Origin of the sequence: Achromobacter pestifer, assembly GCF_902859625.1 — a bacterium.
GTDB lineage: Bacteria > Pseudomonadota > Gammaproteobacteria > Burkholderiales > Burkholderiaceae_B > Achromobacter > Achromobacter pestifer.
In genome coordinates this window covers 719,901-734,844 of record NZ_CADIJX010000002.1, presented here as the reverse complement: position 1 = coordinate 734,844, position 14,944 = coordinate 719,901, and the positions used below count along the sequence as shown (strand labels likewise).

The 14,944-nt window shown below is 60.5% G+C and carries 14 protein-coding genes; 12 read left to right on the top strand and 2 right to left on the bottom strand.

The window, feature by feature from the left end; all coding sequences use genetic code 11:
• The first annotated feature begins 12 nt into the window (after window positions 1-12).
• Genes HV753_RS10150 through hpaI form a run of 4 tightly spaced genes read left to right on the top strand, consistent with a single transcriptional unit; the run spans window position 13 to window position 3,464 of the window.
• A complete protein-coding gene (locus tag HV753_RS10150; RefSeq protein ID WP_175174323.1) occupies window positions 13-1,062 on the top strand; it encodes a fumarylacetoacetate hydrolase family protein in 1,050 nt (349 codons plus the stop codon).
• A gap of 10 nt (window positions 1,063-1,072) precedes the next feature.
• Window positions 1,073-1,822: a fumarylacetoacetate hydrolase family protein gene (locus HV753_RS10145; protein WP_175174322.1), complete on the top strand. Its 750-nt coding sequence runs from the start codon at window positions 1,073-1,075 to the stop codon at window positions 1,820-1,822.
• A 22-nt stretch (window positions 1,823-1,844) separates the two neighbouring features.
• Window positions 1,845-2,648, top strand: coding sequence for a 2-oxo-hept-4-ene-1,7-dioate hydratase (gene hpaH, locus HV753_RS10140; RefSeq protein WP_175174321.1), 804 nt, complete (start codon window positions 1,845-1,847; stop codon window positions 2,646-2,648).
• 15 nt (window positions 2,649-2,663) lie between these two features.
• Window positions 2,664-3,464, top strand: a complete 801-nt coding sequence (gene hpaI, locus HV753_RS10135; RefSeq protein WP_175174320.1) for a 4-hydroxy-2-oxoheptanedioate aldolase — start codon at window positions 2,664-2,666, stop codon at window positions 3,462-3,464.
• Window positions 3,465-3,489: 25 nt separating this feature from the next.
• Here the strand turns inward: hpaI and HV753_RS10130 are convergent, their stop codons facing one another.
• On the bottom strand, window positions 3,490-4,131 hold the full coding sequence (locus tag HV753_RS10130) for a response regulator transcription factor (protein WP_175174319.1): 642 nt from the start codon (window positions 4,129-4,131) through the stop codon (window positions 3,490-3,492).
• A 376-nt stretch (window positions 4,132-4,507) separates the two neighbouring features.
• On the opposite strand from HV753_RS10130, the gene HV753_RS10125 reads away from it, so the two are divergent.
• From HV753_RS10125 to HV753_RS10090, 8 genes are all read left to right on the top strand, one after another.
• A complete protein-coding gene (locus HV753_RS10125) occupies window positions 4,508-5,050 on the top strand; it encodes a fimbrial protein (RefSeq protein WP_175174318.1) in 543 nt (180 codons plus the stop codon).
• A gap of 72 nt (window positions 5,051-5,122) precedes the next feature.
• Window positions 5,123-5,674, top strand: a complete 552-nt coding sequence (locus tag HV753_RS10120; protein WP_175174317.1) for a fimbrial protein — start codon at window positions 5,123-5,125, stop codon at window positions 5,672-5,674.
• A gap of 41 nt (window positions 5,675-5,715) precedes the next feature.
• Entirely contained in the window at window positions 5,716-8,184 is a 2,469-nt protein-coding gene (locus HV753_RS10115; protein WP_175174316.1) for an outer membrane usher protein, read from the top strand.
• 58 nt (window positions 8,185-8,242) lie between these two features.
• Window positions 8,243-8,992, top strand: a complete 750-nt coding sequence (locus HV753_RS10110) for a fimbria/pilus periplasmic chaperone (protein ID WP_246288217.1) — start codon at window positions 8,243-8,245, stop codon at window positions 8,990-8,992.
• A 46-nt stretch (window positions 8,993-9,038) separates the two neighbouring features.
• Window positions 9,039-9,650, top strand: a complete 612-nt coding sequence (locus HV753_RS10105) for a fimbrial protein (protein ID WP_175174315.1) — start codon at window positions 9,039-9,041, stop codon at window positions 9,648-9,650.
• Entirely contained in the window at window positions 9,643-10,152 is a 510-nt protein-coding gene (locus tag HV753_RS10100) for a fimbrial protein (protein WP_175174314.1), read from the top strand. The genes HV753_RS10105 and HV753_RS10100 overlap by 8 nt, the downstream gene beginning before the upstream one ends.
• Window positions 10,149-10,658 carry a fimbrial protein gene (locus HV753_RS10095; protein WP_175174313.1) on the top strand — a complete coding sequence of 170 codons (510 nt, stop codon included), beginning with the start codon at window positions 10,149-10,151 and terminating at the stop codon, window positions 10,656-10,658. The genes HV753_RS10100 and HV753_RS10095 overlap by 4 nt, the downstream gene beginning before the upstream one ends.
• 8 nt (window positions 10,659-10,666) lie before the next feature.
• Window positions 10,667-11,221, top strand: coding sequence for a fimbrial protein (locus HV753_RS10090; RefSeq protein ID WP_175174312.1), 555 nt, complete (start codon window positions 10,667-10,669; stop codon window positions 11,219-11,221).
• 18 nt (window positions 11,222-11,239) lie between these two features.
• On the opposite strand, the gene HV753_RS10085 is transcribed toward HV753_RS10090, so the two are convergent.
• Complete coding sequence (locus tag HV753_RS10085; protein WP_217481455.1) at window positions 11,240-14,779, bottom strand: ATP-binding protein; 3,540 nt, start codon at window positions 14,777-14,779, stop codon at window positions 11,240-11,242.
• Window positions 14,780-14,944 lie beyond the last annotated feature (165 nt).

The following is a 14,944-nucleotide window of genomic DNA, read 5'->3' as shown; positions in this document are numbered from 1 at the left end:
GAGACCGTCGACATGCCTCATATCTGGATTGAGTATTCCGGCAACCTGGACCTGGACACGCGCACGTTGATGCGCACCGTGCAGGACGCCGCCGTGGGTGACGGCAGCCTGTTTCCGCTGGCCGGCGCCCGTACGCGCGCACTGCGCGTGGACGACTGCCTGATTGTCGACGGGCATCCCGACAATGCCTTTGTCCATGTCGTGCTTCGCATCGGCCATGGACGCAGCGATGCCCAGAAATCGGCGCTGGGCGAGCGGGTGTTCCAGGCCCTGACCACGGCGCTTGCATCGCACATGGACGCAGGCCCGCTAGGCATTTCGCTACAGATCGAAGAAGCCGACCCGGTGCTGAACTACAAACTGAACAACTACCGCGACTACTTGGCCGCCCGCGCCGCCAAGAGCGCCACGGAGATGGCGCTGCCTCGCACCGTGGTGGGTGCCGCGCTGAACACGCGCCAATCGCTGGAGGCCTTGGGCGACGCCGTAAACGCCCCGCCCTACAAGGCCGCGCCGCACGCCCCTGTGCTCTACATCAAACCCGCCAACACCTACGCACAAGATGGCGACACCATCACGTTGCCGGCCGACGTGGACGAAATAGAGATCGGCGCCTGCCTGGCCGTGGAGTTCTCGCGCCGCGCCTCACGGGTCACGGAGGCCGAGGCGCTGGACCATGTGGCGGGCTATCGCGTGGTGGCCGACTTGTCGGTGCCGCATGCCAGCTACTTCCGCCCCGCGCTCAAGCAGAAATGCCGTGACGGCTTCTGTCCGATTGGCCGCGATCTGGTGCCGACCGCTTCCGTCCTCAACCCCGACGCGCTGGATATCGAAGTCCATGTGGACGGCGTCTTGGCGCAGCGCGCCAGCACGGCCGACCTGATCCGTCCCGTTGCGCGGCTGATCGCCGACGTGACGCAATTCATGAGTTTCGAGGCCGGCGACCTTCTGCTGGTTGGCGCTCCGCATGGCGCGCCACGCGCGCGCGCCGGACAGCGCTACGACATCCACATCTCGCAGGTTGGCACGCTGGGCAACCCGCTGGCCGCCGCCACCGTTTGAGGACGCCGCCATGAAACATGCACGCATCGCCTACCAGGGCGCCATTCATGCCGCCACCGAGGCGTCGCCAGGCCTGGTCCGCCTGGCCGACGGCCGCGTCCTGGCCGAAGAGGCCGTGACCTGGCTACCGCCCATCGAACCCCGCACCACCTTCACGCTGGCCATCAATTACGCGGACCACGCCAAGGAACTCGCCTTCAAGGCGCCTGAAGAGCCTCTGGGCTTCTTGAAGGCGGCCAATACATTCGTCGGACACCGTGCCCGCACCCTGCGCCCGGCGGACGTCGCCTTCATGCACTATGAATGCGAGCTTGCAGTCGTGATTGGCAAGACCGCCAGCCGCGTCAAGCGCGGTCAGGCGTACGACTACGTCGCGGGCTACACGGTCGCCAACGACTACGCGCTGCGCGACTACCTGGAAAACTGGTATCGCCCCAACCTGCGTGTGAAAAGCCGCGATACCTGCACACCGCTGGGCCCCTGGCTGGTAGACCGCGACGACGTGCCCGACCCGATGAACCTGAATCTGCGCACCACCGTCAACGGCATAGAGACTCAACGCGGCAACACGCGAGACATGGTGTTCGACGTGCCCGCCCTGATCGAATACTTCAGCAGCTTCATGACGCTGTCGCCCGGCGACCTGATCCTGACCGGCACGCCCGACGGCATCGTCAACGTGATGCCCGGCGACGAAGTCGTGACCGAAATCGAAGGCGTCGGACGGCTGATCAACACGCTCGCCCCCTTTCCCTCGTGATCCTCATTTTTGGATGTTTCCCATGCTAGATTCCCAAACCGTGCACGCCATTGCCGCACGCCTGCACGACGCCGAACGCACGCGCACGCAAATCCGCCAGATCTCGCTGGACCACCCCGACATCAACATTGCCGATGCCTACGCCATCCAGCGCGCGTGGATGGACATCAAACTGGCGGAAGGCCGCGTGAAGCGCGGTCACAAGATCGGGCTGACCTCCCGCGCCATGCAGCAAGCCTCGCAGATCGAAGAGCCCGATTTCGGCATGCTGCTGGATGACATGTTCTTCGAGGACGGCGGCAACATCCCCGCCAGCCGCTTCATCCTGCCGCGCCTGGAAGTCGAACTGGCCTTCGTGCTGGGCAAGCGCCTGCAAGGCCCGAACGTCACGCTGTTCCAGGTGTACGACGCCGTCGACTACGTGATCCCCGCGCTGGAAATCATCGACGCGCGATCCCACGGGCTCGACCCCGATACCAAGCGGCCGCGCAAGGTGTTCGACACCATCGCCGACAACGCCGCCAATGCCGGCGTGGTGATGGGCGGAAGACCCGTGAAGATGGGCGACATGGACCTGCGCTGGATCGGCGCCATCCTGTCGCGCAATGCCGTCATCGAGGAAACCGGCGTGGCCGCGGGCGTCTTGAATCACCCTGCCAATGGCGTAGTATGGCTGGCTAACAAGCTGGCCGCCCATGACGTGGCGCTGGAAGCCGGAGAAGTCATCCTGTCGGGCTCATTCACCCGTCCGGTGGCTGCCCGGCCCGGCGACACGTTCAATGTTGATTACGGCGCGCTGGGTTCCGTCAACTGTCATTTCATCTAACACGGCATGCAGTCCATGGACATCCTTACCAATACCTTCAAGCAAGCCTTGCGCAACCGTCAGCCCCAGATCGGCCTGTGGGCCGGATTGGCCAGCGCCTATACCTCGGAAATCGTCGCGGGGGCCGGATTCGACTGGCTGCTGATCGATGGCGAACACGCCCCCAATACCTTGCAGACCACGCTGTCGCAATTGCAATCGGTAGCCGCCTACCCCGTGGCGCCCGTCGTGCGCCCGGCCTGGAATGATCCGGTGCAAATCAAGCAGATCCTGGACACGGGTGCGCAAAGCCTGCTGGTGCCCATGATCCAGTCCGCCGAAGAAGCCGCCGCCGCCGTAGCCGCGGTGCGCTACCCTCCTGCCGGCATCCGGGGCGTGGGCAGCGCGTTGGCGCGCTCCTCGCGCTGGAACCGTATCCCCAACTATCTGGAGCGCGCCAACGACCAGATGTGTGTGCTGGTGCAGATTGAAACGCCACGCGGCATCGAAGCACTGGACGAGATCCTGGCGGTGGATGGCGTGGATGGCGCCTTCATCGGCCCCGCGGACTTGTCCGCCAGCATGGGCTATCTGGGCCAGCCCGAGCATCCGGAAGTCCTGAAGACCATCGATGACGCCATCGCCCGCATCGTGCGCTCAGGCAAGGCCGCCGGCATCCTGCACAGCGGCGTCGCGCAGGCCAAGCATTACCTGTCGCTGGGCGCGACCTTCGTCGCCGTGGGCGTCGATGCCGTGCTGCTGGCACGGGCGGCGGAAAAGCTGGCGGGCGAGTTCAAGGACGTGAAGCCGGTGGCTGCCGGCAAGGGCCCGTACTAAACCAGCGGGACCGGGCGCGACGGCCTCAGGCGTCGTCCGCGTCCGGCACGCCCAGCAGCAGATTGCGCTTGGCGAATTCAGCAAGCTCCACCACCGACGCCATTCCCAATTTTTGCAGCAACCGCGTCTTGTACGTGCTGACGGTCTTATTGCTGATCAACAGCGTTTCACCGATTTCCTTGTTCGACTGGCCCTGCGCCAGGTATTGCAGCACCATCATCTCGCGGTCGGACAAGCGCTTGATCATGTCAGGTTCCGGCAACCGCCCATGCTCGGACGCTACCGACATTGACGGAAACACGCTATAGCCGGCCATCACGGCCTTGATGGCGCTGACCAGCTTGTTCAGGTCTTCGTCCTTGCTGATAAAGCCCTTGGCCCCCGCCTGCATGCAGCGATGGCAGAACGCTTCAGACGACTGTGAGGTCAGCACCAACACGTTGGTCGCGGGATTGATGGCGAGCATCCGCGAAATCACGCTCAGACCGTCCAGTTTGGGAATGCCAATGTCCAGTATCACCACATCCGGGGAAAGGTCGCGGAAAGCCTGCACCGCTTCGATGCCATTGCCGACTTCGCCTACAACATTGAAGCCGTTGGTCTCAAGCAGCATGCGTACCGCCAGCCGCACGAGGGGATGATCGTCAACGATCAGGATTGTGTTCATGGCACGCAACCGCACTTCCTGTAATTAAGTAAGCATCCGTCGCTGCACACCGACTTCAGCCTGCCAGCGCCAAGCATGGGGACTTGCAATTTTAGACGCAGGCCGCTTCTCCGCGGAGACGAGAAGCGGCGAATCGCAGTATTCCATCGTTTTCTGCCTTACTAGGAGGCTTCAATACAACTTTGAGGTTGATTAGGAATTTTCCTACAAATCACTACTCCGTATCCTATTTTCGCGTTGCACCACGATTCCTACACTGCTTTCAGCTTCAAGACAGCGCTAATTAAACGACGAATATGCCAGCAATTCAGCGCATCAATTCGTCGCCAAATGATCGCTATGCCCGAAGCCTATAACCTCCAACTAGGACATCGTGATGAAACTGAACAAACTGGCCCTGCTCCTCGCAACGATCACGCTCGGCGCCGCCTCCTCGGCAAGCTTTGCCGCCGACAGGGATGGTGAGATCACCTTCAAGGGATCGATCGTCGACGCACCTTGCTCCATCACCTCGGAATCGGCGACGCAAACCGTCCAGCTGGACAAGATCTCGAACTCTGCGCTGAAGAATGGCGGAAAGTCCAACCCCAAGGCATTCCAAATCAAGCTGACCGGCTGCGACCTGACTGATACCAAGAAGAACGTCACCGCAACGTTCGTTGGCCAACCCTCCGTTGCACAGCCCGATCTGCTGAAGTTCACGGGCGGCGTTGCCGATGGCGCAAGCCTGGCCATCGCCGATGCCCGCGGCAATCTGATCAAGCTGAATACCGCATCGCCGGCCACCAAGTTGGTCAACATCGACAACGTGCTGGAATTCCAAGCCTATTTGAAGGGTGACATGGACGGTGACAAGGGCGCCAACATCACCCCGGGCGAATTCTCCACGTCCGCGACCTTCACGCTTGCCTATCAGTAAATCCCCCCGCGGATAGACATGTCCGGAGCGCGCGACCACTGCGCGCTCCGGGCGCCATCGGGGAGATATCTGATGCATCGGTTCAAGACCGCTTCGCGCTCTGGCCTGCTGCTTCTGCTGATAGCGCACGTGACTGGTGCCGTGGATCCGGCCAACGCACAGGCGCTGGAAGGAAAAGTAAACATGAGCGGCGCCATCGTAAACGGGGCGTGTTCGATCCAGGTGGAAACCAAGGATCAGACCATCAGCATGGTGCCCGCGCCAATCAGCGGGTTGGTGAGCGGCGAAGCCACCATCCAGCAGCCATTCACACTTCAACTCGTCAATTGCAGCCCAGGCAGCAACTCCACCTCTGTCACCACCGGCAGCAATGCATTCACGTTGATCTTCGAGGGTGCCGGCGACAGTCAGATGTTCCTGGCCAGAGGATCCGCCAAAGGCATTGCGATACGCATCAAGGACAGCCGCGGGAATCCGGTGATGCCGGGCGTTCCGATGCACGAACTTCTGCCGTCCTCCGGCGACCTGGCACTGAACTATGCGCTGCGTCTGACAGGCACAGGGGCGGCGCTTCAAGCGGGCGATTACCAAATCACCATTCGGCTCCGGATGAATTACTTCTGACCGGCCGAATCACTATTGGGAAACTAAAGGATGTTGTTCTCGTGAATCGCCGAAGCCTGTTGAACATTGCGGTTCTATTGCTGGTTGCTTGCACGGCAGATGCCGCCGAGGAACTTGAGTTCAATACGGACGTCTTGGACATCAAAGATCGCGAGAACATGGACCTGAGCGTATTTTCCCGGGCGAACTACATCATGCCCGGCACCTACGGCCTCATGCTCCACGTCAACCAGCATCAGTTGACCGATAACGACATCGCCTTCCTGCCTCCCGAAGATGATCCCAAAGGCAGCGTGCCCTGCCTGCCTGCCGACGTCGTGACCAAACTTGGACTGAAGACAAGCACCGCCAGACAAGTGACCTGGTGGAACGAAGGCCAATGCTTGAACACGGACAGCATTCCCGGCATGACGGTACGCACGGATCTCGGTTCTTCCGGCCTGTACGTGGTCATCCCCCAGGCGGAACTTGAATACACCGCATCCAACTGGGATCCACCGTCCCGATGGGACGAGGGAATTCCCGGCGTATTGCTGGACTACAACCTGAATGCCCTGTCAACCCGCCGTGCGCATGGCGAAGGCAACAGCACCAACCTGAGCGGCAACGGCACGCTGGGCATGAACCTGGGTGCCTGGCGCCTGCGCGCGGATTGGCAGGCACAAGCTCAACGCACCACGGGGCAGCAGCGTCAACAGCGTTTCGACTGGAGCCGCTTCTATGCCATGCGGGCGCTTCCCGCATGGCGTTCGACCCTGATCGTGGGCGAAGACTATCTGGACTCCAATATGTTCGGCAGTTTCCGCTACACCGGCGCCAGCCTGGCAAGCAACGACAGCATGTTGCCGCCGAACCTGCGCGGCTATGCTCCCGAAATATCGGGAGTGGCCCGCACCAATGCGCGCGTCGTCATCCGGCAACAGGGTCGCGTGCTGTACGACACGCAAGTGCCGCCGGGCCCTTTTCGCATCCAGGACCTGAACGACGCGGTCAGCGGCAAACTGGACGTGCGCGTGGAAGAACAAGACGGCAGCATTCAGCAGTTTCAGGTCGACACCGCCAACATTCCCTACCTGACCCGTCCGGGCTCGGTGCGGTTCCAGTTCGCGGCTGGCAAGCCTTCCGGGTGGAACCACCGCATGAACGGGCCGGCCTTCGGCTCCGGCGAGTTCTCCTGGGGGGTCAGCAACGGCTGGTCTCTCTACGGGGGAGCCCTTGGAGCCAAGGACTATGCGGCAATGGCTGTCGGGGTGGGCCGAGACTTGATGGCCTTCGGCGCCCTGTCCGTGGACGTGACGCAATCCCGCGCGGTGTTGGCCGGCCGTCAAATCCTGTCCGGCAAATCCTACCGCGCAAGCTACTCGAAGCGTTTCGAGGAATACGACAGCCAGGTCACCTTTGCGGGTTATCGGTTCTCGCAGCGTGACTTCATGAACATGAACGAGTTCCTCGACGTGCGTCAGAGCGGCAGGCCGGCGAACCAGAGCAAAGCCATGTATACGGCCACCGTCAGCAAACAGTTCCGCAACGCCAACACCAGCCTCTACGCCAACTACAACCACCAAACCTACTGGAACAGCGGGTCGAGCGACCGCTACAGCCTGTCGGCTTCGCGCTACTTCGACTTGGGCAGCCTGAAAAACCTGAGCCTGTCAGTCACCGGATATCAGACTCAGGCCAATGGCTCCACTGACCGCGGCGCTTATCTATCGTTGAGTATTCCGTTGGGCAACAGCGCATCCATCAGCTATAGCGCATCCTTGGACCGTAGCAACAACACGCATAACGTGAGCTACTACGACCGCCTGGATGACCGCAACAATTACATGATCAGCGCGGGCGCCGGCAATAGCGGCGGTTCCGCCAGTGGCTACCTTACACACGAAGGCTCGATGTCCCGCGTCGTGGCTAGCGTCAGCCATGAGTCCGGCTCTTACAGTTCTGGAAGCCTGTCCATGCAGGGCGGCATGACTCTCACCGCCCAAGGTGCCGCGCTACACCGGACGGCCAGCAATGGCGGCACGCGCTTGATGATCGACACCGATGGCGTAAGTGGCGTCCCCGTGCGCGGCAATGGCGGCATCACCAAATCAAACGCGCTTGGCACGGCGGTGATCACCGATATCAACAGCTACTACCGCAATCAAGCCAGCATCGACCTCGACAGCTTGGCGGACAACATCGAGGCCACCCAGTCGGTGGTGCAGGCAACGCTGACTGAAGGCGCCATTGGCTATCGCACGCTGGATTTGATCTCTGGCGACAAAGCCATGGTGACGATCCGCCTTGTCGATGGATCGTCGCCGCCATTCGGCGTCACGGTACGCAATCGCCGCAAGCAGGCCACCGGCATCGTCAGCGACGACGGATCCGTTTACCTGAGTGGCATGAAGTCCGGCGAAGTCATGACCCTGAAATGGGGATCCCACCCCCCGTGCACCTTCGTGATTCCTGAATTGGCCGAAGGCGCCGAGCCACGCACTGAATTCCTCTGTCGGCCGACCCCGTAGTGCTCGGCGTGCCACAGCCCCTTGTCCCTATATCCAATCCTCAAGATCCCTCAATACCATGATGCCCCTGATTTTTAGAAAACTCGCTTTAACGTCCGTATTCTGCTTGTTTGCATCGCAGACCGCTGTAGCCGCCATCTCACTGGACCGGACCCGAATCGTGTACCCCGGCCAGGACCGATCCGTCAGCCTGAACATCAGCAATCAGAACGATCAACTGCCCTACCTGGCGCAAGCCTGGATAGAGAACGACAAGGACGAGAAAATCACGTCCCCATTGATTGTCCTCCCGCCTCTTCAACGGCTTGAACCCAACGGCAATAGCCAGGTAAAGATCCAGGCGTTGCCCGACGCACAGCAATTGCCACAAGACCGAGAATCTCTCTTCTACTTCAACCTGCGCGAAGTTCCACCGCGCAGCGACAAAGCCAATACCTTGCAGATTGCGCTGCAAACCCGGGTCAAGCTCTTTTACCGCCCCGAAGCCCTGGCGATTGCGTCCGGTTCGTCGACGCCGCCTTGGCAGGAACAAATCCGCTTGAAGCGCCAGGGTGACCAATACACCGTGGACAACCCCACTGCCTACTACGTCACCCTCGTCGACGCGGCTAGCAGCGCCAATGGAGAATCCATCGCAAACTTCGAACCGTTGATGATCGCGCCGCACTCACAAGCGCCGCTGAATGTAGGAGCAAACAGCCTGGGTAACAAGCCCGTGCTGACTTACATCAACGACTACGGCGGCCGGCCCAAACTGGAATTTCACTGCACCGGATCGGACTGCACCGCCACCCCCATCGGCAAATAGTGCCCTGGGCGTTGCACGAATCCTTCACGTTGCGAGGCAATCCCCCATGACCATAGACCGAAATCGCCGACAGATCTTCCGCGCCCGCTTGTGCGCCATCCTGCTATGCGGCGCCAGCACACTGTACGGCGCGGCGCATGCTGCGGAATTCAGCAGCGCCGACGATTTCAATGCCATCTTTCATGTGACGGGATCGCTACTGGAAAGCGCATGCCATCTGGATATGAGCTCGGCATACCAAGAGGTCAGGCTGGGGGAAATCGCCACCGCCAACCTTGTGCGCCCGGGAGACCAAGGCACGCCCGTGGCGGTGCAGCTGACGTTGCGCGGCTGCATCCGCACCCGTGGCGGCCGACGTGAAGCGAACGGCGGCGAGATGGCTTGGAGCGATGTCGAACCCGTGGTGGGTATCACGTTCCGGGCAGACGCCGATCCGGACACCCCCGAACTCGTCGGTGTGCGCGGAGCACGCGGCTTCGGCCTGCGACTGACCGACTCCCAGCACCACCCCATCGCATTAGACGTGCATTCGCGCGCCTGGTTCGTGGCGCCCGGAGACGCAATCCTGACCTACTACGTCACGCCAGAACGGACATCCGCTCCGCTGCAACCCGGCATTTTCCACGCCTATATCAATTTATTCCTGACTTATGACTAAGCCTGCCCGCGGGAAGACACTCTCTTTGCAATTGGCCGGCCAGCTCATCGCTCTTGCGCCGGCCTTCGTGGCGCAGGCCAACACCCTGGTCGAGGTCACCGGATTCATCTATGCCGCCATCCCCTGCACCGTCAAGGGCAAACAGAGCAACATGATCGAGGTGGCTTTCGGCACCGTGCTTACCTCGCGGATTGACGGCGCCTACAAGATCCAGAATATTCAATACGACCTGGACTGTAGCCGTTCACATACGAATGCCTTGCGAATGCGGGTGACCGGCAGGATTGCAGAATTTGGCAATGGATTGCTGGGCATTCCGGCTCAGCCAAATATTGCCATTTCCCTGAAAAACGGCACAAGCAATCTTGCCGTGGACCAATGGTTCAACTTCACCTCCACCACGCCACCAGATCTGAAGGCGGTACTGGTCAAGGCCACTGAAGGCAGCATCAAAGCGGGAGAATTCAGCGTCGGCGCGACTCTTGTGGTGGATTACCGATGAACATGATCAACCCTCTGCGCCGTATTGGTCGTATCGCGCTTCTCATCGTTCTGGGCAACTTTTCCCAGCCGATCGGAGCTGCCGAGAACATGCGTTTCACCGGAATGCTTCAAGCCCCGGCATGTGTGGTGACCGACCAAGGCGGTCGCATCAACGTCACTTTCAACACCAACATCTCCATCGAAAAGATCGATGGCGAGCAGTACCGCCAGCCCATTTCCTACGATATCGAATGCCCCAACGAACCGCCTTGGCGCATCAAGTTGACGCTGGTGGCCACCGAGACGTCGTTCGACCCCGCTGCCGTGCAGACCTCCATCCCTGATCTGGGCATCCGGATTCTGCTGAATAACAAACCGTTCATTCTCAATGAGACGCAGCGGCTTCAAATGAACGACCGGACGCAGCGCCCACAGCTGGAAGCGGTACCTGTCAGGAAAAGTGGAGCGAGATTGCCTCAGGCCGAATTCGAGGCTTGGGCATTGTTGGTTGCCGAACTCTACTAGGAGCCTCAATGCATATCCTTGCAAGGACCACCCTCCACGTGGCCGCCCTCGCGGCAAGCACTTTTCTGTTTTCCGGATCCGCGGCAGCCCAAGCCACGGGAAACAACAACATGCACTTCAAAGGTCGCCTGGTGGCCGAACCCTGCTCGTTGGCGCCAGGCAGCGCACAACGCGAACTGCATTTCCTGAGTGTCCCCGTTAAGGATATGTACTCTACCGGCCGCAGCATCAGCCGGCCTATTACGGTGCATCTGCAAAACTGCAATATCGCGGAAGGCTGGACCAACATCAAAGTCACGTTCATGGGTACTGAAAGCCTGCCACTGCCAGGCTTCCTGCAACTGGATGGCGGAGGCGCGACTGGCGTGGCGATCGGGCTGGAGACTGCGGATCATCGTTCATTGCCGTTGCACAAGGCCACCCAGGTCGGCAAGCTCGTCGTCGGCAACAACGACCTTACGTTCATGGCCTTTCTGAAGGGCGAGCCCGATGCGTTGAAAGATCGAAAAATCGGCCTGGGTGACACAAATGCCACCGTGACATTCGCCTTCAGCTATGACTGAGCTGCGGGATCGCCGCCTTTACGGACGATCACGCAGTTGGACGAGTGCCCGCTCCAGTTGCTGCAAGGCCAATCGCAAACCTTCGACGGCAGATGCCAGAGAGGTTCCGCCGTTCGGCCCAACAGCGCAAGCCTGTTCCACTGCTGAGCAGGCCTGCACCACCGCTTCCGCCCTGACCATGTTTGCGGCACCCTTGATGCGATGCGCGATTTCCGCAATCTGTGATACATCGCCGTTCTTGGCGTAGTCCACCAAACGCTGGGCATCTTCACGGTTTACCCGTATCAATTCGTTCAGCAAGCGCCCTTGACGATCGACATCGCCACCCGTGACTTCCTGCAACGGCACTAAGTCGAACAAGGCCGTACTGGCATCTGCCGGCGGCGCGTCGTTCGCCTGCGGTGCGATATCAACCAAACGCGCGGCCAGCGCATCCAACCCCACCGGCTTGACCAGGCATTCGTCCATGCCGGCTTGCACGCAGCGTTCGATTTCCTCCGGCTGAGCGTCAGCCGTAATGCCAATGATAAGGCTCCGGGCGACGCCGCTCAGGTGTTCGGCTTGCCGGATGGCGCTGGCCAATTCGGCCCCGCTCATGCCTGGCATGCGGCAATCCGTAAAGATGACGTCGAAAGCGCCTGCCTCGAACAATCGCAGCGCAGACGCGCCATCCGGAGCCTCTTCTACATCGTGGCCCAGGAATCCCAACTGCTGCATCAGGATCAGGCGATTGACGGAATGATCGTCCACCACCAGAACCCGCAATTTCCGTTCGGCCTGAGTCCGAATGGCCACAGGCTTGGAACTCAACGCCACCGTCTCCAGCTTCTGTACCCGCAAGTCCGCCGTGACCGTGGTGCCACGCCCCAGCACACTTGATAACGTCAGGCGCCCACCCATCATTTCGCACAGAGAGCGGCTGATGACCAAGCCCAGCCCGGTCCCTCTTGCGGCCTGGCTGCCGCCTTGAACCTGGACGAACGGCCGGAAAAGGCGTTGCTGATCTTCATTGGAGATGCCGATGCCCGAATCTTCGACGGAGACACTCACCTGCAAGACCGATGGTTCCGCCTCCACGACTTGCACTCGGATCCTGACAAACCCCGTCTCGGTGTGATTGATGGCATTGCCGATCAGATTGGACAAGATCTGCTTGAAGCGCAGTGCGTCCATCAGCACGTCCGTTTGAGCCTCGGCATCAATCTCCAGCATGAGGTTCAAGCCTTTCTGCCGCGCCAGTCCGTCAAATATCCGGGCCGCGGATTCGACTTGCTCCCGAAGGTTCGCACGCACCGGGAACAAGCTAAGGCGTCCAGATTCAATGCGCACGATATCCAGGATGTCTCCGATCAGCAAAAGCAGGCTTTGTGCCGAGGCATAGGCGATCTGGACGCTCTGGCGGTCGATGGGTTGCGTGTCGGCCCGCTTCAGCGCAAGTTCCAATGTGCCGATGATGGCGCTCATCGGCGTGCGAATTTCGTGGCTCATGGTGGCCAGGAAGGTCGTCTTGGCGCGACTTGCCGCCAGCGCCTCGTCCTTCGCGGTTTCAAGTTCCTGGATCAGGTTGCGGTGAGCAGTGATATCGATCCATCCGCAAATGACCCCGCTATTGACACCCGCGTAGTCCTGAAATGGTTGTATCCAGTGCTCCATCCAGATCTCGTTGCCATGGAGCCGGACGTTGTGCACACCCGTGATGCTTTCGCCAGTCCGCATGGCTTGCAGATAGCTGGTATGAAAGTACTCGGCGGCTTCAAACGTGCCGCTGGGCAAATCTGTCGCCGTCCTGCCCATGACATCCTCGGCGCTCAACCCAACGCTGTCCAGATAGCTGCGATTACAGGCCAGCATGCGACCTTTCGTATCACGCACGTAGATAGGCGGCGGCATGCTGTCGATCAACGTCCTGACAAACTGGAGCTGGTCTTTCAGCAACTGCTTGGCTTGGACCTTGACGCGGACAGTCCGACGCAGTGACATGGCCCAGGCCAACGCGATCAGCAAGAGTACTGCCGCCGCCACCACGACTTTGACGATGATCGTTGCGTAGTCACGCCAGGTCTCGCCCGCCATGCCGGGTATTGCCTTCCAGCGGTTGGTGAACGCACTGAACTGATAGGGCGTCAGAACGGCAAGCGTCTTGTCCAGAATCGACTGCAACTCCGCGTCGCTACGGCGCACGGCAAAGCTGATGCCGATCGGCACGACGTCCAGCATGTCGCTGATGGCCAGGCCGTCGCCGAACAAGCGGTTGCTGTAGTAGCGCGCCGACGGCAAGGACATGATGCCCGCGTCGGCGTCACCGGCGTTGACCATGTTCAGCGCGTCCAGCGAGGAATCGACGTAGGTAATCTCGGAGTGGGGATAGTGGGCGCTAAGCAGCGCCGTGGCAACATGGCCATCGGCGATGGCAATGCGGCGCGGGTTCTCGGCGGCTTCTGCCCCACCCGCACCGCGCTTCATGACCAACACCAGGGGATCATTGGCAATGGGCTTGGTGAAGCGTAGTGTCTTTTCCCGTTGGTCGGTGGCAGTCATGATGCCGATATCGGCACCGCCCTCTTCGATCAGATCGATTTGATCGGGAAAACTGCCACGACGGCTGACGACGTCAAATTTCAAGCCAGTCTGGAAGGACACCATTTCCAGCAAATCCGACGCCAATCCCCCAAAGTGGCCGTTGTCGTTGAAGAATGCGACCGGCGCCAGATCGTCGTTGATCACCAGCCGCAAGCGGGGATGCGCCGCGATCCAGCGAAGCTCGTCCGGTGTAAAAGCGACATTCTTGCTGTCGGGGATGAAACCGCTGCCCACCCAGCTGCGGGCGATTTCGGGCAACGCGCCGCCGATGGCAGCGATAGCCTCATCGACAACACCCCGCAGCCGCTCGTTGCCAGGATTGAACACGTAGCGGTAATGGATCGACATGTCCGCGAAGCGATCGAACACGACATAGCCATAGAAGGAACCATTGATACGGTAGTAGGCCGTCAGCACCCCTTCCAGGTAGGCATCGCTATGGCCGAATCCCAACGCCGCCATGGCCTGGTCGGCGGTTTCGTACGTCACGATCTTGGCCTCGGGATACTGTTTGGCCGCGGCCGCAGCAATCGCTTTATCTGCAACGGCAACGGTCAGGCCATGCAAGTCCGGCGCGAACTCCCGGGTATCGCTGGTGCGTCGAAACAGCGCGATCTTGTCGGTGACATAGGGTGCGCTGGACAGCAGGTCAGCCTGAGCTTCAGAGGCACGTGCGCTGCCGATCACGTCGATCTTCTTGTCCGCCAACGCCCTGAGTGCGGCATCCTTATCCGGAAACGCCACCAACCGGATCTGCAAACCCAGAAATTGCGCCACCAGCGAGCTCACGTCCGCTGTGATTCCCTTGTAGCTGCCATCCCGGTATAGAAGGTCGAACGGCGCCTGATCTCGGTCGACGACACCCAGGATCAAATCGCGCTTTTCGCGCAGCCAAGCCCAGTCATCCTGGGAAATCGTCGAGGGCGCGCGCTGTAGGTGCACTTGGCTTTGCACGGTCAGCAAGAAAGGGGCTGGCAATTCGGCCGCCCCCACAGGCAACTGGGCGGCGGCCAACCACAGAAGGCAACAGACGAGGAGTCGCCGCAAAATCGAATTCCGGATGACAGAGGCCTGTAGCGGACGCATGAATGCGGTGAGCGCCCGAAAGTCTAGGCCGAGAGGGAACAGATTTTAAAGGATCAG